Raw genomic sequence first — 26,754 nt, forward strand, 5'->3', positions numbered from 1 at the left:
CTCTCGATGTCGTGGTGTCAGTGCACGGCCTGACCGCGAGCTCAGTGGAGGATCGGCGGTAGCGAGCCACTGTTGGCGGTAGCGGGATTGGCTGCCGGGTCCGCGGGACTCGTCATGGCGGTCGCCTGGGGTGCCGGCGGTTTGACGGGACCGGTTTTCGCCGTGACCGTGGCCGCAGGGGGATGAGCCGTATGGGCCTGGACCGGATCGGCATGCGTTGGCTTAGTCTGATCCGGCTTCACCTGAACCATTTGCGCGTGCGGCTTTTTACCCTGTGTCGCGACGGCCGGCTTCGCTTTCACCGCAACCTTCTTCTCGCTAGCCTGAGACGGCTTCGCCCCACTCTTCGGCTCCGACGCGACCCGTTGCGTCCCGTGCTGACTGCTAGCCGCGTGCTTGGGCGTCGCCTTCGCGTCGCCGCCATGTTTAGGCGCCGCGCCACCCGCCGTGTTCTTTACATGCCCAGTGGCATGCCCGGCGGCCTCCGGCGGATTCCACACTTCCGCATAGCCCGCAGCGATTGCCGCGCCAGACACACTCCACACCGCCGCCGCCATTGCTGCCGTTGCTACTCCTCGAACCCACATCTCCTGCTTCTCCTGATCTCGACTTCATAATGAGCCGGAATTATATTCCCTTGCAAAAGTCCGTATTTAGACTAATATCAATTAAAAGTACACATAAGGACTTACCCGCTCATGTCCCACGCAGCCCGAGCCAGCCATCCCGAATCGCCGATACGCCGGCCCGTACCGGAACCCACGCTGACGGAAATGTCCGCCGCGGGCCTGCGCGCGTTCTTCAACGTCGCCCGGGACTGGGACTTGAGCGCCGAAGAGCAGATTGTGCTGCTCGGCTCGCCGGCGCGCTCCACCTACTTCAAATGGAAAGCCACGCCGCAAACCGCGCGGCTGGGACGCGACACGCTCGAACGTCTGTCGCTGCTGCTCGGCATCTATAAGGCACTGCAGATTCTGCTGCCGCAGCCCAGCGCCGCCGACACGTGGATCAAGCGTCCCAACAGCGCGCCGCCGTTCGGTGGCCGCCGCGCGCTGGACCGCATGCTGGCCGGCAACATCAGCGATCTCGTGGCCGTGCGCCAGTATCTCGACGCAATGCGAGGCGGCTGGGCGTGACAGAACAGCATTGGCAGGACCGCTGGCGCACCGCGCCGCTCGACTGGTCGCCCGCGTATCGCGTGATTCCCACACGCTTTCCCGCCGTCAACCTGTTCGACCGGGTGGCGTCGCCGGAAGACTTCGACGCCCTCTACGCGCTCGAGGCCATGACCAACGACCGTCTGCGCACGGAGGTCGGCGAACTCGATCTGGTGCCGCGCGAGGAGCGCCGCTTCGGGCCGGGTTATGGGCCGATCATGGCCGCGTTGACGCATCTGAATCCGCTCGGCAGCCGCTTCTCGGACGGCAGCTATGGCGTGTTCTATTGCGCCCGCTCGCGCGCCACGGCGATCGCGGAAACGCGCTATCACACGGGCAAATTCCTCGCGGCCACCGCCGAGGCGCCGCTGCGCCAACAGATGCGTCTCTACACGGTGGTGGCGCAGGGCAAGGTGGTCGACATTCGCGGCGACGCGCAACTCGATCCCGCGGTGCTCTCGCCCGACGCCTACCTCGCCGGCCAGTCGCTCGGCCGCGCCGTGCGCGAGGCCGGGGCGCCGGGCATCGCGTATCCATCGGTGCGGGATCAGGGCGGCGAGTGCCTCGCCGCGTTCAGAACGACGCTGCTGCGCGACTGTCATCACGCGGCGTATCTGGAATACAACTGGAACGGCAGCAGCGTGGATATGGTGTTCGAACTCAATCAGGTCGGCTGAAAAGGCCCATCGGCAGCGAGGCGGCTCAAGGCAACGCCAGTTCCGCCGCGCCTTCCGCGCGCGCGACTTCGACTGAGATCGACCAGCGCCGCAATGCATGAGGCTCGACGATCGTCAGCTTGCCGCCCGGCCCGAATGCGCCGGTGTCGATAAACACCTGCGAGCCGATCTGCTGGATGTCGCGCATCGGCGTATGGCCGCAATAGGTCAGCGAAAGACCGCGTTGCCGCAGCGGATCACCATTGCCCACCGCAAGCTCGCGGCCCCACAGCAATTGCTGCCGCACTTCGGCGGAAAAATTGCCGGCATCGAGGTCGGCGTCCGTGCCGAAGAATTCGGCATGCAGAATATTGAAGCGATCCTTGCCGCTGCCCACCACGCGCACGAGCGGCAGCATCCGCAGATGTTCCGCGTAGTGCTGCAATTGTTCGTCGGATAAACCCGCGGCCCAGATGCCGCCGATCCCGTACCACCACTGGCGGCGCAAACGGCCATCGGCAACCGCGCATAGCGTGTCCTCGTGATTGCCGAGCACGGCGTGGAACCACGGCTTGTCGAGCAGCGCCAGGGCCTGTTCGGAATGTTCGCCGCGATCCACCAGATCGCCGACCGAAAACAGCCGGTCGCGCGCCGGGTCGAACGCAATCTCGCGCAACAGATAGCGCAATGCATCGACGCAGCCATGCAGATCGCCGACGATAAAATCGCGGCCGCCCGGATTGGCTGGATGATGCTGGACAGAGTTCGCAAGGACGGAAGCCATTCGCTCATGATAGTGCGGCACGCACAAGTGCGTATGCGCGCTGCCTCTCTTTTCGGAGCGTCCGGAATGGCTCGATCGACGCAAAAACGGCGTGTTTCCGGTAGAGCTTGCCGGAAACACGCCGTTTGCGTGGTCATTATTGCTGCGAGCGGAGCTTGGCCACCTGATCGACCGTCAGGGTCGACTGCGGATTGCCGAACTGTTTGGTCACGTAGTTGGTGATCGCGGCCACCTGGTCATCGGTGAGCTGGCTGGCAAATGCGGGCATCAGCACGTCGGCCTGTTTCGTCGTACGAGTGACGCCGTGCAGGATCACCATCGCCAGATTATTGGCGTCGCTCGCGCCAACCGCCGTGTTGTGGATCAGCGACGGATACGCACCAGGCGCACTCGCGCCTGCGCCCTGCCCGGTCCAGTTGTGGCATGTCGCGCAATTGGCGATGAACAGTTGCGCGCCGTTCACTCCGTGAATCGTGGTGCCGCGCAGCGCGGTCACGTCGTTGGCGGGACTGCCCCACTGGTCACGCGGACGCGCTTCGCCACCGTTGATCGGCGGCACCGAGCGTAGATACGTGACAATCGAGCCGAGGTCCTCGCGGGTCAGATACTGCGTGCTGTCAGTCACCACTTCGGCCATCGGACCCGCCGCATTGGCACGGCCCGGCGCCGCGCCGGTGGAGAGATACGCAATCAGTTCGTCATCGCTCCAGCTGCCGATCCCGCTGTTCTTGTCCGGCGTGAGGTTGTATGCATGCCAGCCGGCCTGCACCGCGCCGGCGAAACGCGAACTCGTCTTCAGGCCTTGCGTGAAATTGCGCGGCGTATGGCACTCCTCGCAATGCGCCAGTCCTTGCACGAGATACGCGCCCCGATTCAATTCGGCGCTTTGTTTCGGATCCGGGACGAAGCGGCCTTCGGTGAAATTGAACATGTTCCAGAACACCATCAGCCAGCGCTGGTTGAACGGAAACTTCAGGCTGTTGCTCGGCGGGGCGTAGTGAATCGGCGTGAGCGTGTTCAGATACGCGCGAATCGCCAGCACGTCCCGGTCCGTGACCTTGGTGTACTCGGCGTATGGGAACGCCGGATAAAGCCGCTCGCCGCTTTTGCCGACACCCTCATGCATCGCGCGCAGGAAATCGGCGTCGGTCCATTGGCCGATGCCGGTGTCGGGATCGGGCGTAATGTTCGGCGTCACGATCGTGCCGAATGGCGTGTTGATCGGCAGACCGCCAGCGAAGGGCCGTGCCTTGTCGGTGGTGTGGCAGGCGACGCAATCGCCGGCGCGCGCGAGGTATTCGCCTCGCGTGACCAGATCGCTGGCGGCCCCGGCGGGCGTACCCGCCGCGCCGGCTTGCGAGGTGTCGTCGGCATGGGCCTGCATGATCGGCAGTTCGTCGTCTCGCGGCGCACCCGGTCCGTGCGCTTCGTGCCAGGCAACATACAGCGCGAACACGGAAAAGAACGCGGCTAGCGTGGCCATCCGGAAGCCGCGGCGGCGTCCATTCTGCGCGAGCCGTGCAAGCGCATCGGCCGGCCGCACGCGAGAAGTGTGCTTCATCATGGGGGCTCTCCGTTCAGGGCTCAGATTTCACGCTTGAGTTTGTCGGACAGTTTCAGCGACAAAGCCGCGATCGTCAGCGTGCAATTGACCGATGCAGCGGTCGGCATCACACCGCTGCTCGCAATGAACAGATTGGAATGATCGTGCGTACGGCAATCCGCATCCACGACCGAATCGGCTGGATCGTTGCCCATGATCGTGGTGCCCATGATGTGATTGTTCGGCGCGAAGGTATCGTCGAACGACACTTCGGCGCCGCCGAACAGTGTCGCGATCTGCGCATACAGTTCGTGCGTGTTCGCCGCGCTCTTCTTCACGTAGTCGTTGATCGAGTAGTAGATCTCGGGTTGCGGAATGCCGAGCGAGTCCTTGTGATCCGCCGACGGCACCACGCGATTCTGTGGCTCCGCCAGATGCTCGTGAAAGCTGTTGATATTCAGCGTGCGCGCCGCGCGATCGCGAATCTGCCGGTCGAACTCCGCGCCCGTGAGGCCTTTTTTCAGCAGATCGGCGGTCACGCCCATGGTCGGCACGCCGTTCGACAGATGCAGCTTTTTCGCCGAGTAATCGGAGCGGAACGCGCCGTCGCGAAAGTTGACGATCGAGGTCATTTCCATCGGCCCGCGCCCCGGCCACAGCGGTTCATTGGCGAGAAACGTGACACCGGTGCCCGGATGGTCCATCAGGTTGCGGCCCACCTGGTCCGAACTGTTGCCGACGCCATGCGGGAATTTGTCGGAGGTCGACATCAGCATCAGCTTCGGCGTTTCGATACCGTTCGCGGCGAGCACGAACAGCTTGCCGGTCACGCGCGTACTGTTGCCGTTCGGATCCTTGTAATGGACTGCGGTGATCAAGCCTTTATTGTCCGCTTCGACGCGGTACACCACCGCTTCGGGAATCAGCCTGGCGCCGGCCTGCTCGGCCTTTTCGGCGTGCACCACGCCGTTGTACATCGCGGCGATCGGGCAGATCGGCATGCAATTATTGTTGCCGCAGCAGGTAGGCCGCGCATCGTAAGGACGGCTGTTACGCGCCACCGGTTCGGGCACCACCTTGAAGCCCTGCGCATTGAGCACGTCGCTAAAGCGCTGATCCATGTACGAGAGCGGCAATTGGCTCATCGGATAGGGCTTCGAGCGTGGCGAGCCAAGGTCGATTGTGTTGTCGGGTCCGGACACACCGAGCTGCACTTCTGCCGCCGAATACCAGGGCTCCAGGGTTTCGTACGGATACGGCCAGTCACGCCCCACGCCATACAGCTTGTGCAACTGGAAGTCCGACGGCAACAGCCGCCACGCGGCCGCGGCCCAGTGCCAGGTCGTGCCGCCCACCAGCCGCACGTACTGCGAGTTGTACGGATAGTCGCCCTTCTGGATCAGATAATTGTTGGCCGGCGCGTATTCCGGATGCGGCGCATACGGCGTTGACGGATACGGCGTCGCGAAGTCGGATTTGGCCGGCGAGTTGCGGAAGTTCTCGACAATCTGCCAGCGCGGAATGCGCGGTCCCGCTTCGAGCAGAATCACCGACGCACCGGCCAGCGCCATCTGATGCGCGACCAGCCCGCCCGCCACACCAGAGCCGACCACGACGATGTCGGCGGAATTTGAGTTTGCCATTGTTGCCCTCTTCTGTGTCGACCAGAGTTGGCGCTTTAGCGCCTACTCGGGTCCCATGCACGTTGTGCTGGCTTAGCGTTGCTTGCTGTGCCGGCGTGCCGCCGCTGAGTCAAACCCAATCAAAGCAGTGAGGCGGTAAAGCGTGGCACGCGTGAGAGGCATTTCGTTCAGGCGCCTACTGGCTTGCGCGTCCAGTAGAACGGCACGTCGCGGCAATACGATGGAATCGTCAGCACGTCCTTGACCGGCTCGAACATCAGCGCCTGTTCATACGCGACTACTTCCACATGCGGCATGTCGCCCACGAGCCCGAGATACCAGGCGCGCATGATCGCGCCGACCGATTTGGCCAGTGGCGGCTGATCGGCCTGCAAAGCCTGGGTGACGGTATCGGATGGCACGCCGCCATGACCTTGCAGCCACGTGTTGAGCGCGGCGACGTTCTGGGTGAACTGGTTGTCGGATCTGGCGAGGGCGTCATAGACGCGTTTGCCGAGCACGGTATCGAAGCCGGTGCGGCCGGTGAGACGCTGCGAGAGAACAAGGAAAGCGTCGAGGCCGCCGCCGGCAGGTGGCGCATCGGCGAATGCCGGCGCGATCCACGACAGGGAACGGCCCGCGCCGGCAAACGCGAGCGCTGCGGCGCTAGCACACGCACCCAGCACCCACGCCCTGCGCGAGGACGAAAACGAATCCGACGATAAGAATGGAGGTAAGCGCGAAGATGAGCGCGAAGCTGAGCGCAAAGACGAAGCTGACGACGACAACCCGGCTGAATGCGTCACGTCGTGGTGCGCATCATTGTGCTCAGGAACATCTGTCATGGGGGCTCCAGATGGTGAGTCGTTTCAAACGGGCAACGTGGCGATGGCGCGATGCTGCTCGCGCGTTGCGTCGATTTCTCTACCCCAAAACCTGGTCTGACGCCGCTTGAGCGGTCTTGTCTGGCTTCATGTCGCCGATGAACGCCGCATTACGTTGTGCTGATGACAGCATGATGAAAAGCGGCACGTACTGTGAAAAACTCGCTGCCTGCCAATCGCCTTTCAACTGAAAGCGACGCGCAAGGCCGATGCGAAAGACTATAGCCTGTGAGCTACCCATTCGACAAATGGTGCCCGAAGCGCGAGTAGAATCCGCGACACGCGACACAGACGGCTCATCACTCTCTACCCCATGCTCATAAAATACTATCCGCAGGTTTTCCGTAATCGCCCACGCATGCTGGTCGGCCTCGCTATTGGTGTGGTGGCTGCGCTGGTGGTACCTGAGCACACGCGTGTCATGGTGCGCGTCCTGATCGGCTGGGACGCCGCCGTATGGAGCTACCTGATCCTGATCTGGATACACATGGCCTTCGCCGACGAAGGGCGCGTCCAGGAATTCGCCCGGCGCGACGACGAAAACGCCGGCGTCGTGCTATTCGTGATCTGCGTGGCGACCATTGCCAGTATTGCCGCGATCGTGCTGGAACTGGCGTCGGCGAAGGGCACGGCTGGCGCTTCGACTGCGTGGCACTACCTGTTGACCGGCCTCACGCTGATCGGCGCATGGTTCATGATCCCGACCATTTTCACGATGCACTACGCGCGACTCTATTACGACCCGGATGCCAAGGAGACCGCGCTGCTGTTCCCCGACCACGCACTGCAGCCCGACTACTGGGACTTCATGTACTTCTCGTTCACGATCGCGGTGGCGTCACAAACGTCCGACGTGGTGCTGCGCTCACGCTCGATTCGCCGCGCAACCCTGGCGCAATCGATCCTGTCGTTCTACTTCAACGTGGCGGTGCTCGGCTTGTGCGTGAACATCGCGGCCGGCCTGCTCGGCTCGTAACGCCAACCGCAACTTCACTTTTTGCCGTAAAAGTACGGCTCACCCCTCGCCCCGTGTAAAACCGGACGACATCCGCCCGATTTACACGGGCACCGTCTCCTTCAGCGCGCCGTCCGAAGCGCGCGCACCCTGTTCCGCGCACGCCTCCCGCCCTTTCGCTCCAGCCCCACAACCCGCTGGCATAACGTTTGCTGCGTGTTCCCAATCGATCTGGCCGGCCCCGTGCAACCGATGTCTGGCGTCAAAGCACCTGTTACTGGCCAGCGGCGTGACGATCTTTGCACTACATTGACCAGTACGCGCCCTCGCTTCTCGCATCGGGCGGTAGCCGGCTCTGGAAGCCCAATGAGCGCTGTGATCGCATGCTAATTGCATCCACACCGCAGCAGGACGAATCTGGAAACCACCGATGGAATCCCCAAACGGGTACGCGCCGCGGATTTACTTTCTCCATTCACTCCTCGTTGGGCCGCTCGATGCCTGGCCTGCGCAGTTTGCTCACGCAGCCGCGCTGGGCTTCGATCACGCGCTCCTGGGCAGCGTCTTTGAGCCTGGGCAGGCGCGCCACGGACAGGTGGTCGGCCATCATGGCAGGTTGCATCCCGTGTTCGAGACCCAGCAGCCGGCCACCGAGGCGCTCCGCACCCTCGCGGACGCTGCCCGGCAGAACGGCCTGACCTTGCTGGTCGATCTGGTGATCGACCGGATGGCCGCCGATGGCGCGCTGTACGCCGAACATCCCGACTGGTTCCACCCACTCGAGTCCGAAGAGGCGCGGCTCGATCCGCGTCACGTGCATCGCGAGGACAACGTCGCGTATGCCCACTTCAACGAGGCGGGCAGTGGCGCGGCACTGGTCGACTGGTGGACCCATCAGTTGCTGGCGCTGGCCGACGCGGGTGTTGGCGGGTTCCGTTTCGATTCGCCGCATCGTGTGCCGGCGGCCGTCTGGCGGCAACTCGGCGACGCGGTCCGCGCAAAGCATCCGGACGTGCGTTTCCTCGCCGCAACGCCGGGCCTCGCGCGTGGCGATCTGCTCAACCTTGACGGCGCGGGCTTCGACAGCGTGTTCTCGTCGATGCGCTGGTGGGACTTCCGCGCGGCCTGGATGACCGAGGAGCACGCCGCGCTCGCGCGCATTGGCGCCCCGATTGCGTTCCCCGAGGCGCCTTACGGCACCCGCCTTGCCGCCGATCTGAGCGGCGAAGCGCATGACGCCACGCTCGTCGAGCGGGCTTATCGGCGCGCGCTGTTCACCGCCGCCTCGACCGGCACGGGCTGGATGATGCCGATGGGCTTCGAATACGGCATCACCGAGCCGATGTCCCAGACTCGCGGCGACGCAGCGCAATACGCCCTCGCCTGCCAGTCTCGGCAATTCGATCTCTCGGAACGGATCACGCATGCGAACGAGGTAGTGCGCAATTCGAAAGCGCTGCACGCCAACGGCGAATTGCGGCCGCTCAGCGGCCCCGGCGCCCCCGCAGCCGTTTTGTTGCGCGCCGACCATCCCGACCTACGCGAAGCCGGCGAAGCGGCCCTGATCGCGATCAACCCCGACCTCGGCGCACCGGTGCGCGTCGATCCAGGCCGCTTCCTCGCGGGCGTGCCGGGCAACTTCACGCGCTTCGTGCCGCTGGATGCACCCGGCCATGTCGCGCCCGCCGCCTTGACGCCGTTCACGCTCGCGCCCGGCGCATGCCGGCTGTTTCGCGCGGTGGCGGAGAAGCCGATCCGCCTCGCACCGCCGATCGACAAGGCAAACAGCAAGCGCAGCGGTCGCAAGACCGTGCTGGAAGCGATTGCCGCGCCGCGTGTGGCGATCGAAAGCGTGACGCCCTCGGTCGACGGCGGACGCTTTCCGGTCAAGCGCAGCGTGGGCGAGCGCGCCGAAATCACCGCCGCGATCTTCGCCGAAGGTCACGACAAGATCGCCGCCGCCGTGATCTGGCGCGCCGCCGACGAAACCGCGTGGCATGAGGTGCCGATGTCCCCGGCGCAGCCCGCCGGCCTTGACATCTGGAAGGCGCGCATCCCGCTGGAGCGGCTCGGCCGCCACGAATTCACCGTGATCGCCTGGCGCGACGACTTTGCCTCGCTGGTCGAGCACATCCAGAAAAAGCTGAAGGCGGGCCAAACCGTCGAACTCGAACTCGACGAAGCCACGCATCTGTTCGCACTCGTGCTGGCCGAGGTGGAAACGGCGGAAGGCGCGGTAACCGAGCCGCTCGAGCATATCGTCAAAGTCTTCACCAAAGCCGACCCGGAAACGAAGCTCGCGCTGATCCTCGCGCCGACCACGGCGAAGTCGATGACCGCCGCGCGTCATCGGCCGTTCCTGAGCCGCGATCCGGTGGTCTACAAGATCGACGCCGATCGCACCGCCGCGCGCTTTGCGAGCTGGTACGAAATCTTCCCGCGCTCGATGAGCGACGATGAATCGCGCCACGGCACTTTCGCCGACGTCACAACGAAACTGCCGCGCATTCGCGACATGGGTTTCGACGTGCTGTACTTCCCGCCGATCCATCCAATCGGTCTCGCCAATCGCAAAGGTCGCAACAATACGTTGAATGCGCAGCCCGGCGATGTCGGCAGTCCGTACGCGATCGGCGCGGCTGAAGGCGGCCATACCGCCGTGCACCCGGAACTCGGCACACTCGACGACTTCAAAAAGATGCTGGCCGCGGCGCACGCTCACGGCCTCGAAATCGCGCTCGACTTCGCGATCCAGTGTTCGCCCGATCACCCCTGGTTGAAGGAGCATCCAACGTGGTTCGCCTGGCGGCCCGACGGCACGTTGCGTTACGCCGAAAATCCGCCGAAGAAGTATCAGGACATCGTCAATCCCGACTTCTATGCGCACGACGCCAAGCCCGATTTGTGGCTCGCGTTGCGCGACGTATTCCTGTTCTGGATCGAAGCCGGCGTGCACATTTTCCGCGTCGACAATCCGCACACCAAGCCGCTGCCATTCTGGGAATGGGTGATCGGCGACGTGCGCGCGCGTTATCCGGACACGATCTTCCTTGCCGAAGCATTTACGCGGCCGAGAATGATGAACCGCCTCGGCAAGATCGGCTTCTCGCAGTCGTACACGTATTTCACGTGGCGGGAATCGAAGCGCGACTTCATCGAGTACATGAACGAACTCACGCAAACCAGCGCGCGTGATTCCTATCGGCCGAATTTCTTCGTCAATACGCCGGACATCAACCCGCGTCATCTGCAATCGTCCGGACGTTCGGGCTTCCTGATTCGTGCGGCGCTGGCCTCCACGCTCGCCGGCCTGTGGGGCGTGTACAGCGGATTCGAACTGTGCGAGGCCGCCGCGCTGCCGAACAGCGAGGAATATCTCGACTCCGAAAAGTATCAACTGCGCGCATGGGACTGGCACCGGCCCGGGAATATCGTCGGCGAGATCACGGCGTTAAACCGGATCCGGCGCGCCAACCCGGCGCTGCAGACGCATCTCGGCCTGACCTTCCTGCCCGCGTACAACGACCACATCCTGTTCTTCGAGAAGGCGACTGAAGCTCGCGACAATGTGATCGTGGTCGCCATCAATCTCGACCCGTTCAACGAACAGGGCGCGGATATCGAATTGTCGTGGGACACTTTCCAGCATTGGAATCTGCACGACCACGGCGCGCTGGAAGTGACCGATCAGATGACCGGCGCGCGCTTCGAATGGCACGGCCGCAGGCAGCATGTGCAGCTCGGCTCGGGTCAGCCATTCTCGATCTGGCGCATCGCGCCGCTCGGCGGCCTGCCCGCCGAACGCCCCGATGAAGCCGACAGCGACTATCACGCAGACGCTGGCAACCCAACCCCAACGGAAGGTGCGACATGAAGCGTGACGATCCAGCCCAAACCACGTCGCAGGCCCACACGAGCGCAGCCACCGGCAGCGCGGCGAAAACGCGGGCCTCACGGCGCGGCAAACCGGTCGCGCTCAGCGACGACCCGCTCTGGTACAAAGACGCGATCATTTATCAGGTGCACATCAAGTCGTTTTTCGACGCGAACAACGACGGTGTCGGCGATTTTCCCGGCCTGATCGCGAAGCTCGATTACATCGCGGAACTCGGTGTCACCGCGATCTGGCTGCTGCCGTTCTATCCTTCGCCGCGCCGCGACGACGGTTACGACATCGCCGATTACCGCAACGTCCACCCCGATTACGGTCAGCTTTCCGACGTGAGGCGCTTCATTCAGGAAGCGCATGCACGCGGCATCCGCGTGATTACCGAGCTGGTGATCAACCACACGTCCGATCAGCATCCGTGGTTTCAGCGCGCCCGCCGTGCCAAGCCCGGCTCGAATCATCGCAATTACTACGTGTGGTCCGATACCGATCAGAAGTACCAGGAAACGCGCATCATCTTTATCGATTCGGAGCCGTCGAACTGGACGCATGATCCGGTCGCGGGCGCTTACTACTGGCACCGCTTCTATTCGCACCAGCCCGACCTGAACTTCGACAATCCGGCCGTGCTGCGCGAGGTGTTGCAGGTGATGCGCTTCTGGCTCGACATGGGTATCGACGGGTTGCGTCTGGATGCCGTGCCGTATCTGGTCGAACGCGAGGGCACCAACAACGAAAACCTGCCGGAAACGCACGCGGTGCTGAAAAAGATCCGCGCGACGATCGACGCCGAATATCCGAACCGGATGTTGCTTGCCGAAGCCAACCAGTGGCCGGAAGACGTAAAGGAATACTTCGGCGACGAAGACGAATGCCATATGGCCTTCCACTTCCCGCTGATGCCGCGCATCTACATGTCGATCGCGAGCGAGGACCGCTTTCCGATCACCGATATCATGCGGCAGACGCCGGACCTCGCCGAAACGAACCAGTGGGCGATTTTCCTGCGCAATCACGATGAACTGACGCTCGAAATGGTCACGGATTCGGAGCGCGATTATTTGTGGAACACGTATGCGAGCGATCGCCGCGCGCGGCTGAATCTCGGCATTCGCCGCCGCCTCGCGCCGCTGATGGAGCGCGACCGTCGCCGTATCGAACTGATCAATTCGCTGCTGCTGTCCATGCCGGGCACGCCCGTGATTTATTACGGCGATGAACTCGGCATGGGCGACAACATCCACCTGGGCGATCGCGACGGCGTGCGCACGCCGATGCAATGGTCGTCGGATCGTAACGGCGGTTTCTCGCGTGCCGATCCTGAACAGCTGGTGCTGCCGCCGGTGATGGGCGCGCTGTATGGCTTCGACGCGGTCAACGTCGAAGCGCAAAGCCGCGACCCGCATTCGCTGCTGAACTGGACCCGCCGCATGCTCTCCACGCGCCGTGCGAAGCAGACGTTCGGACGCGGCACGATCCGCTTCCTGAAGCCGGAAAACCGCAAGATTCTCGCGTATCTGCGCGAAATGCCGGACCAGCCGCCCATTCTGTGCGTGGCGAATCTGTCGCGCGCGCCGCAAGCGGTCGAACTCGATCTGTCCGAGTTCGACGGCTCGGTGCCGATCGAAATGACCGCCGATTCCGTGTTCCCCGCCATCGGCCAACTGACTTATCTGCTGACGTTCCCGCCGTACGGTTTTCTGTGGTTCATGCTGTGCCCGGGCGGCCAGCGTCCAACGTGGGCGCAGGCGCATTCGGAACCGTTGCCGGAATTCGTCACGATCGTGATCCGCGAAGGACAGGCCGGCCCGACACCGGAAAACGTCCGCCTGCTCGAATCGGAAGTGTTGCCGTCATGGCTCAGCCGGCGCCGCTGGTTTGCCTCGAAGGATCAGAAGATGCACGCCGTGCGTCTCGCCGCGCTGACGACGATCCCCAATGGCGGCTTCGCCTTCACCGAAATCGAAGCGGACGTCGGCAATCACACCGAGCGCTACGTGGTACCGATCGCGATCACCTGGGGCGGAGAAACCACCACGCCGCTCTTCAGGCAACTGGCGCTGGCACGGGTGCGGCGCGGCCGCAATGTCGGCCATCTGACAGACGCCTTCGCGTTGCCGATCTTCGCGCATGGCGTGATGCGCAAGCTGCGTGAACGCGCGGTCGTTCCCACCGTGCAGAAAAGCGAAATCAGGTTCATCCCGACGGACCGTTTCGACGAACTCGATCTTGGCGAACGACCCGACATCCGCTGGCTCGCAGCCGAGCAAAGCAACAGTTCGCTGATCATCGCGGACACCGCCGTGCTGAAGCTGGTGCGCCGTCTGGTGAGCGGCATTCATCCGGAAGCGGAAATCAGCCGCTACCTGACCCAGCTCGGCTACGCGAACACCGCGCCGCTGTACGGTGAAGTGGTGCGCGTCGATCCCGCGGGCGTGCCGCATACGCTCGCCATCGTACAAGGCTTTATCGACAATCAGGGCGACGCGTGGAACTGGTCGCTGGACTTCCTGCGCCGCTCGGTGGATGAACTCGCCATCGCGGTCGATGCGGACGCGCAATCGCTGGACCGTACCAACGAAGCCATCCTCATGGACGGCTACAGTGCGCTCGCCGGCATCATCGGCAAGAGGCTGGGCGAGTTGCATGTGGCGCTTGCTTCGCCGACGGACGACCCGTCCTTCGCGCCAGAACCTGCCAGCGGCGAACAGGTGCAGGCATGGGTCGACGGCACGCAGGCGATGCTCGCAAGCGCGCTCGATCTGCTGGCACCGCGCATCGAGCAGATGACCGAGCCGGAAACCAAAGCGTTGGCGCAAAGCCTGATCGACCGCCGCGCCGCGCTCGTGGAAGCGGTCAACACACTCGTATCGGGCGATGCAGGCGCGCTGCGCATCCGCATCCACGGCGACTTCCATCTGGGCCAGGTGCTGGTCGCGCAGGGCGACGCGTATCTGATCGATTTTGAAGGCGAGCCCGCGCGGACCCTTGAAGAGCGGCGCCAGAAGTCGAGCCCGTTGCGCGATGTGGCCGGTCTGATGCGCTCGCTCTCCTATGCGAGTGCTGCGGCGCAGTCCACCATGGAAAGCGCGCCGCCACAAACCGCCGATCGCAAGCGCGTGCTGTTCGAGCGGTTCCGCGCACATGCCACGGAAGTCTTCCTGCGGGAGTATCGCGCGGCCGTCGCAACGGCGGAGCAATCGCTGGTCGCGCAGCATTCGGAGCAGGCCTTGCTGGATCTGTTCCTGATCGAGAAAGCCGCTTACGAGATCCGTTACGAAGCCGCCAACCGGCCGACCTGGCTCAGCTTGCCGGTGCGCGGACTGGCCGCGCTCGCCAGCCGTCTGCTGGGCGACACCGGCACGCCGCCGCACCACGATCCATCAACCCAGGCGCCTGGCGCCGACACACCGCCTAACCCGGCCGAGGGCGACTATGAGTGAGCATGATCCGGCCGCGGGCCTCCAACCGCTCGATATCGACGCGCTCGTCGAGGCGCGTCACCCCGATCCTTTTTCGCAGCTCGGGATGCATCAGACGGACGCCGGTCCTGTCGTGCGCGCGTTGTTGCCGAATGCCGCGCACGTCAGCGTCGTGGCGCGCACGGACGGCGCGCTGCTGGGCGAACTCGAGCAACTGCGGCCTGGGCTCTTTGCCGGCCGCATCACGTCGGCGGCGCCGTATCGTTTGCGGATCGACTGGCACGGTGTGACGCAGGAAATCGAGGACACGTATTCATTCGGCCCCGTGCTCGGCGACGAACCGCTCGGGCGTCTCGCCGGCGGCGATCCGTATGCGGTGCTCGAATGCCTCGGCGCGCATCCCATGCAGGTGGACGGCGTACCCGGCGTGCGCTTTGCCGTGTGGGCGCCGAATGCGCGGCGCGCGTCGGTGGTGGGCGACTTCAACGCGTGGGACGGCCGTCGCCATCCGATGCGGCTGCGTCATCAGGCAGGCGTGTGGGAGCTGTTCGTGCCGCGCGTAGGTCCCGGCACACGCTACAAATACGAGTTGCTATCGCGCGACGGCCATCCGTTGCCGCTCAAGGCCGACCCCTGCGCGATGCAGACTGAGAAGCCGCCAGGTACCGCTTCAGTCGTCGCGCACGTCGACGAGATCGAACAGTTTGAATGGACCGATCACGAATGGATTCAGTCGCGCGGGGGCAAGCAGACCGCGCGCTCGCCAATCTCGATCTACGAGGTGCATGCGGAATCCTGGCTGCGCGTGGCCGAAGAAGGTCAGCGCGGCCTTGTCTGGGAAGAGCTCGCCGAGCGGCTGATTCCCTACGTCAAGAGCATGGGTTTTACGCACGTCGAGTTCATGCCGGTCGCCGAGCATCCGTTCGGCGGCTCGTGGGGCTACCAGCCGCTTGGACAGTTCGCGCCGTCCGCGCGATTCGGCAAGCCCGAGCAGTTCGCCGCGTTCGTCAACAAGGCGCATGAGGCTGGTCTCGGCGTGATTCTCGACTGGGTGCCCGCGCACTTTCCAAACGACGCGCACGGCCTCGTCGATTTCGACGGCACGCCGCTATACGAGCACGCCGATCCGCGCGAAGGCTATCACCAGGACTGGAACACGATGATCTACAACCTCGGCCGCCACGAGGTGAGCGCGTTCCTGATCGCCTCGGGCCTCGCGTGGCTCAAGCGTTATCACGTCGACGGATTGCGCGTGGATGCGGTGGCCTCGATGCTGTACCGCGACTATTCGCGCGCCGCCGGTGAATGGGTGCCGAATATCTACGGCGGCCGGGAAAACCTCGAATCGATTGCGTTCCTGAAGCGGCTCAATCATGAGGTCGGCTATGTGCCGGGCGTGCCGGGCGCGATCACGATCGCCGAGGAATCCACCGCGTGGCCGGGCGTCACGGCACGCGTGGAAGACGGCGGCCTCGGCTTCCAGTTCAAGTGGAACATGGGCTGGATGCACGACACGCTGCACTACATGGAAGAAAACCCGGTCTACCGCCAATATCATCACCACATGATGACGTTCGGCATGGTGTACGCGTATTCGGAGCGCTTCGTCCTGCCGCTCTCGCACGACGAAGTGGTGCACGGCAAAGGCTCGCTGCTCGGCAAGATGCCGGGTGACAAATGGCAACGCTTCGCCAATCTGCGCGCGTATTTCGGCTTCATGTGGATGCATCCGGGCAAGAAACTGCTGTTCATGGGCGGCGAATTCGGGCAGATGGCGGAGTTCGACCACGACACGTCGCCGCATTGGCATCTGCTCGACGATCCGGATCATCACGGTCTGCAGAAGCTGGTGCGCGATCTGAATCATCTGTACAGCCAGGAACCCGCGCTATACCGGCTCGACAGCGAGCCAGGCGGCTTCGAATGGCTGATCGGCGACGACCAGGGCAACAGCGTATTCGCCTGGCGCCGCACCGACGGCGAAGGTCGCGAGGTCGTGGTGGTCTGCAATATGACGCCGGTGCCGCGGGTCGGATACCGGATGGGCATGCCCTGCAGAGGCCGCTGGTCCGAAGTACTGAATACGGACGCCGGCGTATATGGCGGCTCGAACATGGGTAACGGCGGGATGATTCACACCGATGAGATCGCGAGTCACGGCAGGCCGTTTTCGGCTTCATTGATTCTGCCGCCGTTGGCGACGATCGTTTTACGCGCCGATTGACTGGCGCGCGGTCATGCGGGCGCGCGGCGTAGTGGTCGCGCGCCCGTTGCATGAAGACCCACGATAGCGTTCGCAAAAAACAGAACAAGGAAGGGGAATCATGTCGCATGCAATGCCCGACCGGCTGTTGCCGGGCTCGCCCTATCCGCTCGGCGCCAGCTGGGACGGCCTGGGCGTCAACTTTGCGGTGTTCTCGGCGAACGCGCAGAAAATCGAGCTTTGCCTGTTCGACCCCACCGGCCGTAAGGAACTCCGGCGTTTCACGCTGCCCGAATGCACCGACGAAATCTGGCACGGCTATCTGCCGAACGCGCACCCCGGCACGGCGTACGGCTTTCGCGCGCATGGGCCGTATCAGCCGCAGCACGGGCATCGCTTCAATCCGCACAAGCTGTTGCTCGATCCGTATGCGCGCAAGCTGGTCGGGCAGTTTCGCTGGTCGGATGCGCTCTTCAGCTATCGCGTGCATTCGAATCGCGCCGACCTGTCGATCGACCGGCGCGATTCGGCGCCGGCCATGCCGAAATGCGTCGTGATCGACGAAGCGTTCGACTGGTCGCACGACAAGCGCCCGAACCTGCCGTGGGGCGAAACCGTCATTTACGAGGTGCATGTGCGCGGGGCCTCGATGTTGCGCGCCGATCTGCGCCAGCACGAACGTGGCACGTTCGCCGCGCTGGCTTCGCCGGAGTTCATCGAGCATTTGCTCAAGCTCGGCGTGACCGCTGTCGAACTGCTGCCCGTGCATGCGTTTCTGAACGACCGGTTTCTGGTTGAGCGCGGTCTGCGCAATTACTGGGGTTACAACACCGCGGCGTTTTTTGCGCCCGAGCCCTCGTATCTGAGCACGCACCGGCTCGACGAAATGCGTATCGCCGTACGGCAGTTACACGCGGCCGGCATCGAAGTATTTCTCGACGTGGTCTACAACCACACCTGCGAAGGCAATGAAATGGGGCCCACGGTGTCGTGGCGCGGGCTGGACAACGCCAGCTACTACCGGCTGATCCCCGGCGACGAACGCCACCATATCAACGACACCGGCTGCGGCAATACGCTGAATCTGCCGCATCCGCGCGTGCTGCAGATGGTGATGGATTCGCTGCGCTACTGGTCGACTGCTTTCAATATCGACGGCTTCCGTTTCGACCTTGGCGTGACGCTCGGCCGCGAGCAACACGGCTTCGATCCAGGCTCCGGCTTTTTCGATGCGCTGCGTCAAGACCCGATCCTGTCGCAACGCAAGCTGATCTCCGAACCGTGGGACATCGGTCCCGGCGGCTATCAGCTCGGCAACCATCCGCCGGGCTTTGCCGAATGGAACGATCGTTTTCGCGACACCGTGCGCCGCTTCTGGCGCGGCGACGCCGGCTTGCGGCCCGATCTCGCCGCGCGCCTGACCGGCTCGGCCGATCTGTTCAACCGCCGCTTCAGAAAACCGTGGGCATCGGTTAATTTTGTCGCGTCGCACGACGGCTTTACGCTCGCCGACATCACCGCCTACGAGCAGAAGCACAACGAGGCGAATCGCGAAGGCAACAACGACGGTCACAACGAAAATTGCAGCCGCAACTGGGGTGCCGAAGGCCATACCGACGATCCGGCGATTCTCGAGACCCGCAAGCGCGTGGCCCGCTCGCTGAACGCGACGCTGCTGATGGCGCTCGGCACGCCCATGCTGCTGGCGGGCGACGAATCGCTGCGCACGCAGAATGGCAACAACAATGCGTACTGCCAGGATAACGAACTATCATGGCTCGACTGGGAGCGCGCGCAATCGCCGGACGGGCGCAAGATGACCGAATTCGTCGCGCGGGTCGTCGCATTGCGCAAACAGCACCCGTTGTTACGCGAAACGCGGTTTCTGTTCGGCGACCGCGAGGTGTTGCCCGGTCTGTTCGATGTCGGCTGGTTCGACGAACACGGCGATCCGCTCACCATCGAAGCCTGGCAAGATCCGGAGGGCCGCGCGTTTACGCTGCGGCGCGCCGGCCCGGGCCTGAATCACGAAACCGAAGTATTGTTGATGATGCTCAACGCGTCGGCGGAAACGCGGCGTTTCACACCGCCCGCGCCGCATCTGGAATGGCAAGTGCTGCTAGATACAGCTGAGCCGGAAAGTGCGCCGCATCGGCTGGCGGTGCCGGAGGTTGAAGTGGCCGCGCATAGCCTTGTCATGCTGGCTGCGCAACCTGTCGGCGAGGCGGATTGGCAGGCAGGCTGGATAGCCGGTGCAGAGCACGGGCCGCGGCTCCTGACTGCGTTGCCGCCCGATCCCGGCGCGCATCCGGCGAGCGTGGATACCTCGCCGACCAGTTGAGCGCTGCCCGCTTCGCAGCACATGCAGCATGGTAGGGCGGCCGCGTCGTCAGGTATCCGGCACGGCTCCCGAGCAAAACCGAATGGTGACGAATCATGTCCGATAGTCCGATTGATCCTCACGCGCATCACCACGCGCATTGCCTGCCGTTCAGCGCACAGCTGATCGGCGCGGCGGGGGCGAAGCCGCGCACGCGGTTTCGCTTCTGGGCGCCGTCATGCAAGACGGTGCACGTGGATATCGAAAACGGACCTGCCCAAGGCGCGGTCGAGATGGAGCCGACCGGCAACGGCTGGTTCGAGGCCACCGCCGATTGTGGCGCGGGCACGCTCTACCGTTTCCGGCTCGATGGCGAGCACGCCGTACCCGATCCCGCATCGCGCTTCCAGCCGCAAGACGTGCATGGTCCGAGCGAAGTGATCGACCCGCGCGCGTATCGCTGGGAACATACGAACTGGCATGGCCGGCCGTGGGAAGAAACCGTGCTGTACGAGGTGCACGTTGGCGCGCTCGGCGGTTATGCGGGCGTGCAAAAACGCCTCACGGCGCTCGCCGCGCTCGGTGTCACCGCCATCGAGTTGATGCCGCTGCACGATTTTCCCGGCAAGCACAATTGGGGCTATGACGGCGTGCTTCCCTATGCGCCGGACTCGGCATATGGCCGCCCGGAGGAACTGAAAGCACTGATCGATGCCGCCCACGGTCTCGGCCTGATGGTGTTCCTCGACGTGGTCTACAACCATTTCGGCCCGGACGGCAACTATCTGCACGCGTATGCCCGCCCGTTTTTCCGCGAAGGCACGCACACGCCGTGGGGCCCGGCCATTGACTTCGAGCGCCCGGAAGTCAGCGATTTTTTCACTGACAACGCGGTCTACTGGATCAACGAATATCGCATCGATGGCCTGCGTTTCGACGCGGTGCATGCCATCGACAATCATGCCTGGCTGCGCGAATTGTCCGACCATATCCGCGCGAAAGTGCAGCATGGCCGGCACGTGCATCTCGTACTGGAGAACGAACACAACAGTGCGAGCCTGCTCGAAACGCATTTCGACGCGCAATGGAACGACGATGCGCACAACACGCTGCACGTTCTCCTGACCGGTGAAACGGAAGGCTATTACCACGCGTATGAAGACCAGCCGATCCGGCGGCTCGCGCGCGTCCTGTCGGAAGGCTTCACCTATCAGGGCGAAGCCTCGCCGATTCACGACGGCGCGCCGCGTGGCGAATCGAGCAAGCACCTGCCGCCCACTTCGTTCGTGATGTTTCTGCAAAATCACGATCAGATCGGCAATCGCGCATTTGGCGAACGCCTGCGCAAGCTGACGTCTGATGACGCTTTGCGCGCCGCCACCGGCCTGTTGCTACTGTCGCCGCAAATCCCGCTGCTGTTCATGGACGAGGAATACGGTTCGACCCGACCGTTCCTGTTCTTTACCGACTACACCGGTGAGCTCGCCGACGCCGTTCGCGAAGGGCGGCGCCGCGAATTCGCGCGCTTTTCCGTCTTCAGCGACGAACAGCGCCGCGCGCAAATTCCCGATCCCAACGACGTGAACACCTTCGCGGCATCGGCGCCACCCGAGCTCACGGAAGCCCCGGCGCACGACGACGATCCGAAAGACCGGCTCGACTGGATGCACTTCTACAAATCCGCGCTCGCCGTGCGCGCGAAGCTGATCACCCCGCGGCTGAAGCACGCCAAAGCGCTCGGCGCGACGGTGCTCACCGCCGCTGATGGCGGCGACGCCAACGCGTTGGTGGCACGGTGGAAACTGGGCGACGGCGAGACGCTGTCAATCGCCCTGAATCTGTCGCCGGCAAGCGTATCGTTCGCTGACATTCCCGCCGGCAAGCTCATTTTCGAAACACCGCCGCGCGTGCGTGAACAGATCGACGCGAAGGTGTTGCCGTCCAATACGTTTGCCGCGTGGCTGACCGGCGACGTCAGCGACTACGCAATCGGCCACGATGCCCGCATTGCGGGCCAACAGGAGCGCCACGCGTGAGTCCGACCCGCCGCCCGAACAATTCGATCGTGAACCTTGCCATGCGCGCCGGCTTTGAAGTCGAGTGGCAGGACGCGCACCATACGACACAGCATGTGCCCGAAAGCACGCTCGCCGTGCTGCTCGAACGGATGGGCCTGCCGTGCGGCAACGCAACGCAAATCCGCCATAGCGCCGCCGCGCTGGATGCCGAACTGTCTGGCCGCAAACTGCCTCCGCTGATGACCGCGGAAGTCGAGCGCGGCATCGCCTTGCCTGCGGCCGCGATCAAATCCGGCAGCCATTACCGGATCGAACTGGAAAGCGGCTCGATCATCGACGGCCGTTTCACCGCGCCCAAAGGCGAGGAAGCGTTGCTCACACCGATCGACGAGCCCGGCTACCACAGGCTCGTGATCAACGACCAACACATGACGCTGGCCGTCGCGCCGTCGCGCTGCTACACCGTCGCCGACGCATGGCGCACGCTGCACGACGACACCGCCCACGCGCCGCCGCTGTGGGGCATTGCCGCGCAGCTGTATGGATTGCGCCGTACCGGCGACGGCGGCATCGGCGACTATTCGGCGCTCGCGCAACTGGCGATCGAAAGCGCGAAGCGTGGCGCGCATGCGCTCGCCGTGAGTCCGACGCATGCCATGTTCAGCGCCCAGCCGCACCGCTTCAGCCCGTATTCGCCGTCGTCGCGCTTATGGCTGAATGTCGCGCATATCGATCCCGCCGCGGTGTTCGGCGCCGATGCAGCGCACGCCGCGCTTGAAGCGGCAGAAGCGAGCGCTGCGTGGTCGAAGCTCGAAGACCTGCAGCTGATCGATTGGCCGAACGCGGTCGTGTTGAAGCTGAAAGTCTTGCGCGCCTTATACGAGAACTTCTGTACCGGAGAGCGCAAGCACGGCACGCCGCGCGCGCTGGAGTTTCACGGCTTTTGCGAGCGTGCCGGACGCGCGCTCGAAGACCATGCGCGCTTCGAGGCGCTGCAGGCGGCGCAGCTTGCAGAGCCAGGCGGCGACGGCCACTGGCGCAATTGGTCCGAGGCGCTGCGCGATCCACGCAGCCCGGAAGTCGACGCTTTCGCCGAGGCCAATCGCCACGAAGTGGAGTTTTATCTCTTCCTGCAATGGCTCGCCGCCAAGGGGTTGTCGCACGCCCAGCACGCGGCGCGCGACGCCGGCATGGCGGTCGGCCTGATCGCCGACCTCGCCGTCGGTTGCGATAGCGCCGGCAGTCATGCGTGGTCTTATCGTGACGACATGTTGCAAGGCGTGTCAGTCGGCGCGCCGCCGGATCTGTTCAATCAGGCTGGCCAGACATGGGGACTCACCACTTTCTCGCCGCGCGCGATGCGCACGCAAGGCTTCTCCGCGTTCATCGACATGCTGCGCGCCGCGTTCGTGCATGCGGGCGGCATCCGTATCGATCACATTCTCGGCTTGCGACGCCTGTGGCTCGTGCCCGAGGGAGAAAGCGCGCGCAACGGCGCCTATCTGCGTTATCCGCTCGAAGATCTGTTGCGGCTCATTGCGCTCGAATCGTGGCGGCATCGCGCGATCGTGATCGGTGAGGACCTCGGGACCGTGCCGCCCGGCTTTCGCGAGCGGCTCGACGAGCATGGCGTGGCCGGCATTCGTGTGCTGTGGTTCGAGCATGCTGCGCACGGCGACGGTTTCAAGCCACCCCACGCATGGGACCGCAACGCCGTCGGCACCACGACCACGCATGATCTGCCGACTGTCGCCGGTTGGTGGAACGGCAGCGATATCACGTGGCGCAACCGCGTCGGTCAGACGATGGCGCGCGCCGATGGCCGCGATCCGGTCGCGCTTGCGCAGGAGGAGCGCGCCGCCGACCGCGCGAAACTATGGGCGGCATTTCAGCAAGCCGGCGTGGCCGCGCCCGAGGTCCCCGCGCCGACGCTGGAGAACCCGCCTGTGGATGAAGCGCTGGCCTTCGTCGCGGCCACGCCGGGTCCGCTCGTCACCTATCCGCTCGAGGATCTGCTAGCGCACGTCGAACAGCCGAATCTGCCCGGCTCGATCGACGAGCATCCGAACTGGCGCCGCCGCGTAGCCCTGTCGATCGAAGAACTGTTCGAAGACGCGACGTTCCGCGATCGGCTGCTGGCGGTCGACCGCGCACGCAGCGCGGCGATACGCTCTTCTCCTAACGCCTCCGTGGAGCCTGATACGCCATGACTGTTCCACGCTCCACGCTTCGGCTCCAGTTTCATCGGGGCTTCACCTTCGACGATGCCGCGAAGCACGTCGAGTACTTCGCCGCCCTCGGCATCAGCCATCTCTACGCGTCGCCCATCACAACGGCCGAGCCGGGCTCGATGCATGGCTACGACACCGTCGACTACACCCAGGTCAGCACCGAGTGCGGTGGCGAGGCGGCGCTCAAGCGTCTTGTCGATAAGCTGCGCGCGCACAACATGGGTCTGATCGTCGACATGGTGCCGAACCATATGGGTGTTGGCGGCGCCAGCAACGCGTGGTGGCTCGATATTCTCGAATGGGGGCGGCACAGTGCGTATGCGCGGCATTTCGACGTCGACTGGCACTCACCCGATCCGGCCTTGCGCGGCAAGGTGCTGATGCCGATGCTCGGCGCGCCCTACGGCGAAGAACTCGCGGCAGGCAACATTGCGCTGCGATTTTCGGCGGGCACCGGGCACTTCTACATCGGCTACGGTCCGCATGTGTTTCCAGTGTGTCCGACCGACTACGCGTCGATTCTGCAAAGCGCTGAGCGCCCCGATCTCAGCGCGCTGGCCGAGCGCTTTCAGGGCATGACGACCCAACCGGCCGACCAGCCGCGCGCCGCCGAGGGGCGCGAGTTGCTGCGCGAATTCGCCGCACAGCACGGTGTGTCCGCGATTGAAACCGCTCTGGCAACGTACGCGCCGGGCGACCCGGTTTCGCGCGACCGTTTGCATCGCTTGATCGAGCGGCAGCATGTCCGTCTCGCATGGTGGCGCACCGCCTCGGACGAAGTGAACTGGCGGCGTTTCTTCGATATCTCGACGCTAGCCGGCGTGCGCGTGGAGCGGCCCGAAGTGTTCGACGCCGTGCACGCGCTGATTTTCCGTCTGTATCAGGAGGGCGTGGTGGACGGTTTGCGGATCGACCACGTCGACGGGCTCGCCGAGCCGCGCGAGTATTGTCAGCGGTTGCGCCAGCGCCTCACTGAACTGCGCGATACCGCGCCGTATGTGGTCATCGAAAAAATTCTCGGCCGTGGTGAACCGTTGCGCGACGATTGGCCCGTGGACGGCACGACCGGTTACGATTTCATGAACGATGTGGGCGCGTTATTGCACGATCCCGCCGGCGCCGAGCCGCTCGCGCAATCGTGGCGTGAAATCACCGGCCGCAGCGCACGATTCGCCGACGAAGCATTGATCGCACGACGCAAGATTCTCGCCGAAAACCTCCCAGCGGAACTGGACCGCGCGGCGCGCGCATTGCATCGTATTGCTCGCGACTCGCTAGCGACGCGCGACTTCACCTACACCGCGCTGCGGCGCGTGCTGACTGAACTGGTCGTGCATTTTCCGGTGTATCGCATCTATCCGCAGAACGGCTTGCGCAGCGTTGCCGATAACGTTTATTTCGACCAGGCACTGGCCGGCGCCCGGGAGACGCTCTCGCGTGCTGACCATGTCGTGCTCGATCGCGTGAATGCGTGGCTTGGCGGCAGCGCCGAGGATACGCCGAATGGCCGCCCCAGCACGCCGCCACAGCAAGGGCAGAACGGTACACCGCCGACTCACGCGGGCTCCGCGCGGCGCACCGCGCAGACGCTGTTTTCGCAACTGACCGCACCGGTTGCCGCGAAGGCGGTTGAAGATACCGCGTGCTACCGCTATGGGCGTTTATTGTCGCGCAACGAAGTCGGCGCTGATCCGGGCGAATTCGCGTTGTCAGTCGAGCAGTTTCACGCCGCGAATCTGGAACGCTCGCAGCGCTTTCCTCACGCAATGCTCGCCACCGCCACACACGACCACAAGCGCGGCGAAGACGTGCGCGCGCGGCTTGCGGTGTTGAGCGAGATCGCACCCGAGTGGAGTTCAATTTTGCGCGCGTGGTCCACGCTGAATGCGCCGCATCGCCGTTCGCTCGACGGCAAGCCGATCAGCAGCGTCAGCAAGGACACACGCTACGACTGGGCACCTGGCCCAGCGGCGGAAGCGATGCTGTATCAGACGCTGGTGGGTTGCTGGCCGCTGGATTTGTCGCCGGACGACGAAGACGGCGTCAGGACGCTGGCTGAGCGTGTCGCGCAATGGCAGTTGAAGGCGCTGCGTGAAGCGAAACTGCAGACCAACTGGCTCGCGCCCGACGAAGCGTATGAAGCCGCCTGTCGCGACTTCCTGTTCGACATCCTGGCGCCGCAGCGGCGCGACGGCTTTTTGCGCGAATTGTCTGCGTTTGTCGCGCGGATTGGGCGTGCGGGTGTGCTCAATAGTTTGCAGCAGACCGTGTTGCGGCTGGCCTCGCCTGGGATTCCCGATCTTTACCAGGGCACCGAGTTGTGGGACTTCAGTCTGGTCGATCCGGACAATCGCCGGCCGGTGGATTTTGCGCAGCGCGAGGCGTGGCTTGCACAGACACCGCCATCGGAATTTTTGTCTGACTGGCGCGATGGACGCGTGAAGCTCGCGGTGGTGCAGCGGGTGCTGGCATTGCGCGCGCATCTGCCGGAATTGCTGAGTCAGAGTACGTATCTGCCGTTGGTGGTGCGCGGTGCGCATGCATCGAATGTGATTGCGTTTGCGCGGCGGCATGGTAATGCGTGGGCGGTCGTCGTGGCGAGCCGACTCGCTGCCGGGTTGCTCGGTGAGGGTGGCGATTTGCCGATCGTTGATCCGGGTAAGTGGGGCGATACGGCAATCGAGATGCCCGCCGATCTGGCTGCGCGGGCGTTGTTTGATTGGCTTTCGCCGGCGGCGCCTAAGGTTGATGAGAATGGATTGCTGTATCTGCGGGATGCGGTGGCGGCTATGCCGATTGCTGTGTTGGTGGAGGATGGGGTGCCTAGGAGTTGAATGTTTTTTTTGCCTTTGGCGGCGGCATTTCCTTGTGCCTACGGCGTTGGTTGTTTCTATTCTTATTGGTTTATTAGCGTTCCCCCTGTGCGGGGGGCACCTACTTTTCTTTGCCCACCAAGTGGACTTCCTTCGGGGCGCCGCCGCAAAGAAAAGTAGGCAAAAGAAAGCGGCTCACACCGCCAATTCTTAAGTGGATCCCCTGGCTTGGAGGGTGCAGTGGCTCCGTAGAGATT

Annotated in this window: 16 protein-coding genes; 10 read left to right on the top strand and 6 right to left on the bottom strand. The window is 63.9% G+C overall.

What is annotated here, in order from left to right; all coding sequences use genetic code 11:
- Nucleotides 1-41: 41 nt before the first annotated feature.
- Complete coding sequence (locus PQR27_RS31625) at nt 42-587, bottom strand: hypothetical protein (RefSeq protein ID WP_408527497.1); 546 nt, start codon at nt 585-587, stop codon at nt 42-44.
- Between the two features lie 111 nt (nt 588-698).
- On the opposite strand from PQR27_RS31625, the gene PQR27_RS31630 reads away from it, so the two are divergent.
- Complete coding sequence (locus PQR27_RS31630; RefSeq protein ID WP_408527498.1) at nt 699-1,136, top strand: MbcA/ParS/Xre antitoxin family protein; 438 nt, start codon at nt 699-701, stop codon at nt 1,134-1,136.
- Nucleotides 1,133-1,834, top strand: a complete 702-nt coding sequence (locus tag PQR27_RS31635; protein WP_408527499.1) for an RES family NAD+ phosphorylase — start codon at nt 1,133-1,135, stop codon at nt 1,832-1,834. The genes PQR27_RS31630 and PQR27_RS31635 overlap by 4 nt, the downstream gene beginning before the upstream one ends.
- 25 nt (nt 1,835-1,859) lie before the next feature.
- Here the strand turns inward: PQR27_RS31635 and PQR27_RS31640 are convergent, their stop codons facing one another.
- From PQR27_RS31640 to PQR27_RS31660, 5 genes are all read right to left on the bottom strand, one after another.
- Nucleotides 1,860-2,597, bottom strand: coding sequence for a metallophosphoesterase (locus tag PQR27_RS31640; protein WP_408527500.1), 738 nt, complete (start codon nt 2,595-2,597; stop codon nt 1,860-1,862).
- Between the two features lie 136 nt (nt 2,598-2,733).
- Nucleotides 2,734-4,161: a c-type cytochrome gene (locus PQR27_RS31645; protein ID WP_408527501.1), complete on the bottom strand. Its 1,428-nt coding sequence runs from the start codon at nt 4,159-4,161 to the stop codon at nt 2,734-2,736.
- 20 nt (nt 4,162-4,181) lie between these two features.
- Nucleotides 4,182-5,783, bottom strand: coding sequence for a GMC family oxidoreductase (locus PQR27_RS31650; protein WP_408527502.1), 1,602 nt, complete (start codon nt 5,781-5,783; stop codon nt 4,182-4,184).
- A 167-nt stretch (nt 5,784-5,950) separates the two neighbouring features.
- Nucleotides 5,951-6,607, bottom strand: a complete 657-nt coding sequence (locus PQR27_RS31655) for a sugar dehydrogenase complex small subunit (RefSeq protein WP_408527503.1) — start codon at nt 6,605-6,607, stop codon at nt 5,951-5,953.
- Between the two features lie 79 nt (nt 6,608-6,686).
- On the bottom strand, nt 6,687-6,887 hold the full coding sequence (locus PQR27_RS31660) for a hypothetical protein (RefSeq protein ID WP_408527504.1): 201 nt from the start codon (nt 6,885-6,887) through the stop codon (nt 6,687-6,689).
- Between the two features lie 72 nt (nt 6,888-6,959).
- Between PQR27_RS31660 and PQR27_RS31665 the strand changes: the two genes are divergently transcribed.
- The 8 genes from PQR27_RS31665 to treY all read left to right on the top strand — a co-directional run bounded on the left by PQR27_RS31665 (nt 6,960) and on the right by treY (nt 26,518).
- On the top strand, nt 6,960-7,622 hold the full coding sequence (locus PQR27_RS31665) for a DUF1345 domain-containing protein (RefSeq protein WP_408527505.1): 663 nt from the start codon (nt 6,960-6,962) through the stop codon (nt 7,620-7,622).
- A 409-nt stretch (nt 7,623-8,031) separates the two neighbouring features.
- Entirely contained in the window at nt 8,032-11,475 is a 3,444-nt protein-coding gene (locus PQR27_RS31670) for a maltotransferase domain-containing protein (protein WP_408527506.1), read from the top strand.
- Complete coding sequence (gene treS / locus PQR27_RS31675; RefSeq protein WP_408527507.1) at nt 11,472-14,933, top strand: maltose alpha-D-glucosyltransferase; 3,462 nt, start codon at nt 11,472-11,474, stop codon at nt 14,931-14,933. Before PQR27_RS31670 ends, treS begins: the two co-directional genes overlap by 4 nt.
- Nucleotides 14,926-17,136 (top strand): 1,4-alpha-glucan branching protein GlgB, encoded by a 2,211-nt coding sequence (gene glgB / locus PQR27_RS31680; RefSeq protein ID WP_408527508.1) that lies wholly within the window; start codon nt 14,926-14,928, stop codon nt 17,134-17,136. The genes treS and glgB overlap by 8 nt, the downstream gene beginning before the upstream one ends.
- A gap of 100 nt (nt 17,137-17,236) precedes the next feature.
- Entirely contained in the window at nt 17,237-19,456 is a 2,220-nt protein-coding gene (glgX, locus tag PQR27_RS31685; protein ID WP_408527509.1) for a glycogen debranching protein GlgX, read from the top strand.
- A gap of 95 nt (nt 19,457-19,551) precedes the next feature.
- A complete protein-coding gene (treZ, locus tag PQR27_RS31690; protein WP_408527510.1) occupies nt 19,552-21,471 on the top strand; it encodes a malto-oligosyltrehalose trehalohydrolase in 1,920 nt (639 codons plus the stop codon).
- A gap of 41 nt (nt 21,472-21,512) precedes the next feature.
- On the top strand, nt 21,513-23,663 hold the full coding sequence (malQ, locus tag PQR27_RS31695; protein ID WP_408528366.1) for a 4-alpha-glucanotransferase: 2,151 nt from the start codon (nt 21,513-21,515) through the stop codon (nt 23,661-23,663).
- A complete protein-coding gene (gene treY / locus PQR27_RS31700; RefSeq protein ID WP_408527511.1) occupies nt 23,660-26,518 on the top strand; it encodes a malto-oligosyltrehalose synthase in 2,859 nt (952 codons plus the stop codon). The genes malQ and treY overlap by 4 nt, the downstream gene beginning before the upstream one ends.
- Nucleotides 26,519-26,754: the final 236 nt, after the last annotated feature.

The sequence above is a fragment of the Paraburkholderia fungorum genome (assembly GCF_046027215.1).
In the GTDB taxonomy this organism is placed as follows: Bacteria; Pseudomonadota; Gammaproteobacteria; order Burkholderiales; family Burkholderiaceae; genus Paraburkholderia; species Paraburkholderia fungorum_D.

Bases quoted from the DNA above. Each gene is read 5' to 3' on its own strand.
- glgX (WP_408527509.1), top strand. From the start codon at position 17,237: ATGTCGCATGCAATGCCCGACCGGCTGTTGCCGGGCTCGCCCTATCCG.
- PQR27_RS31640 (WP_408527500.1), bottom strand. From the start codon at position 2,597: ATGGCTTCCGTCCTTGCGAACTCTGTCCAGCATCATCCAGCCAATCCG.
- treZ (WP_408527510.1), top strand. From the start codon at position 19,552: ATGTCCGATAGTCCGATTGATCCTCACGCGCATCACCACGCGCATTGC.
- PQR27_RS31655 (WP_408527503.1), bottom strand. From the start codon at position 6,607: ATGACAGATGTTCCTGAGCACAATGATGCGCACCACGACGTGACGCAT.
- glgB (WP_408527508.1), top strand. From the start codon at position 14,926: ATGAGTGAGCATGATCCGGCCGCGGGCCTCCAACCGCTCGATATCGAC.
- PQR27_RS31625 (WP_408527497.1), bottom strand. From the start codon at position 587: ATGTGGGTTCGAGGAGTAGCAACGGCAGCAATGGCGGCGGCGGTGTGG.
- malQ (WP_408528366.1), top strand. From the start codon at position 21,513: ATGCGCGCCGGCTTTGAAGTCGAGTGGCAGGACGCGCACCATACGACA.
- PQR27_RS31660 (WP_408527504.1), bottom strand. From the start codon at position 6,887: ATGGGTAGCTCACAGGCTATAGTCTTTCGCATCGGCCTTGCGCGTCGC.
- PQR27_RS31665 (WP_408527505.1), top strand. From the start codon at position 6,960: ATGCTCATAAAATACTATCCGCAGGTTTTCCGTAATCGCCCACGCATG.
- PQR27_RS31650 (WP_408527502.1), bottom strand. From the start codon at position 5,783: ATGGCAAACTCAAATTCCGCCGACATCGTCGTGGTCGGCTCTGGTGTG.
- treS (WP_408527507.1), top strand. From the start codon at position 11,472: ATGAAGCGTGACGATCCAGCCCAAACCACGTCGCAGGCCCACACGAGC.
- PQR27_RS31645 (WP_408527501.1), bottom strand. From the start codon at position 4,161: ATGATGAAGCACACTTCTCGCGTGCGGCCGGCCGATGCGCTTGCACGG.
- PQR27_RS31630 (WP_408527498.1), top strand. From the start codon at position 699: ATGTCCCACGCAGCCCGAGCCAGCCATCCCGAATCGCCGATACGCCGG.
- PQR27_RS31670 (WP_408527506.1), top strand. From the start codon at position 8,032: ATGGAATCCCCAAACGGGTACGCGCCGCGGATTTACTTTCTCCATTCA.
- treY (WP_408527511.1), top strand. From the start codon at position 23,660: ATGACTGTTCCACGCTCCACGCTTCGGCTCCAGTTTCATCGGGGCTTC.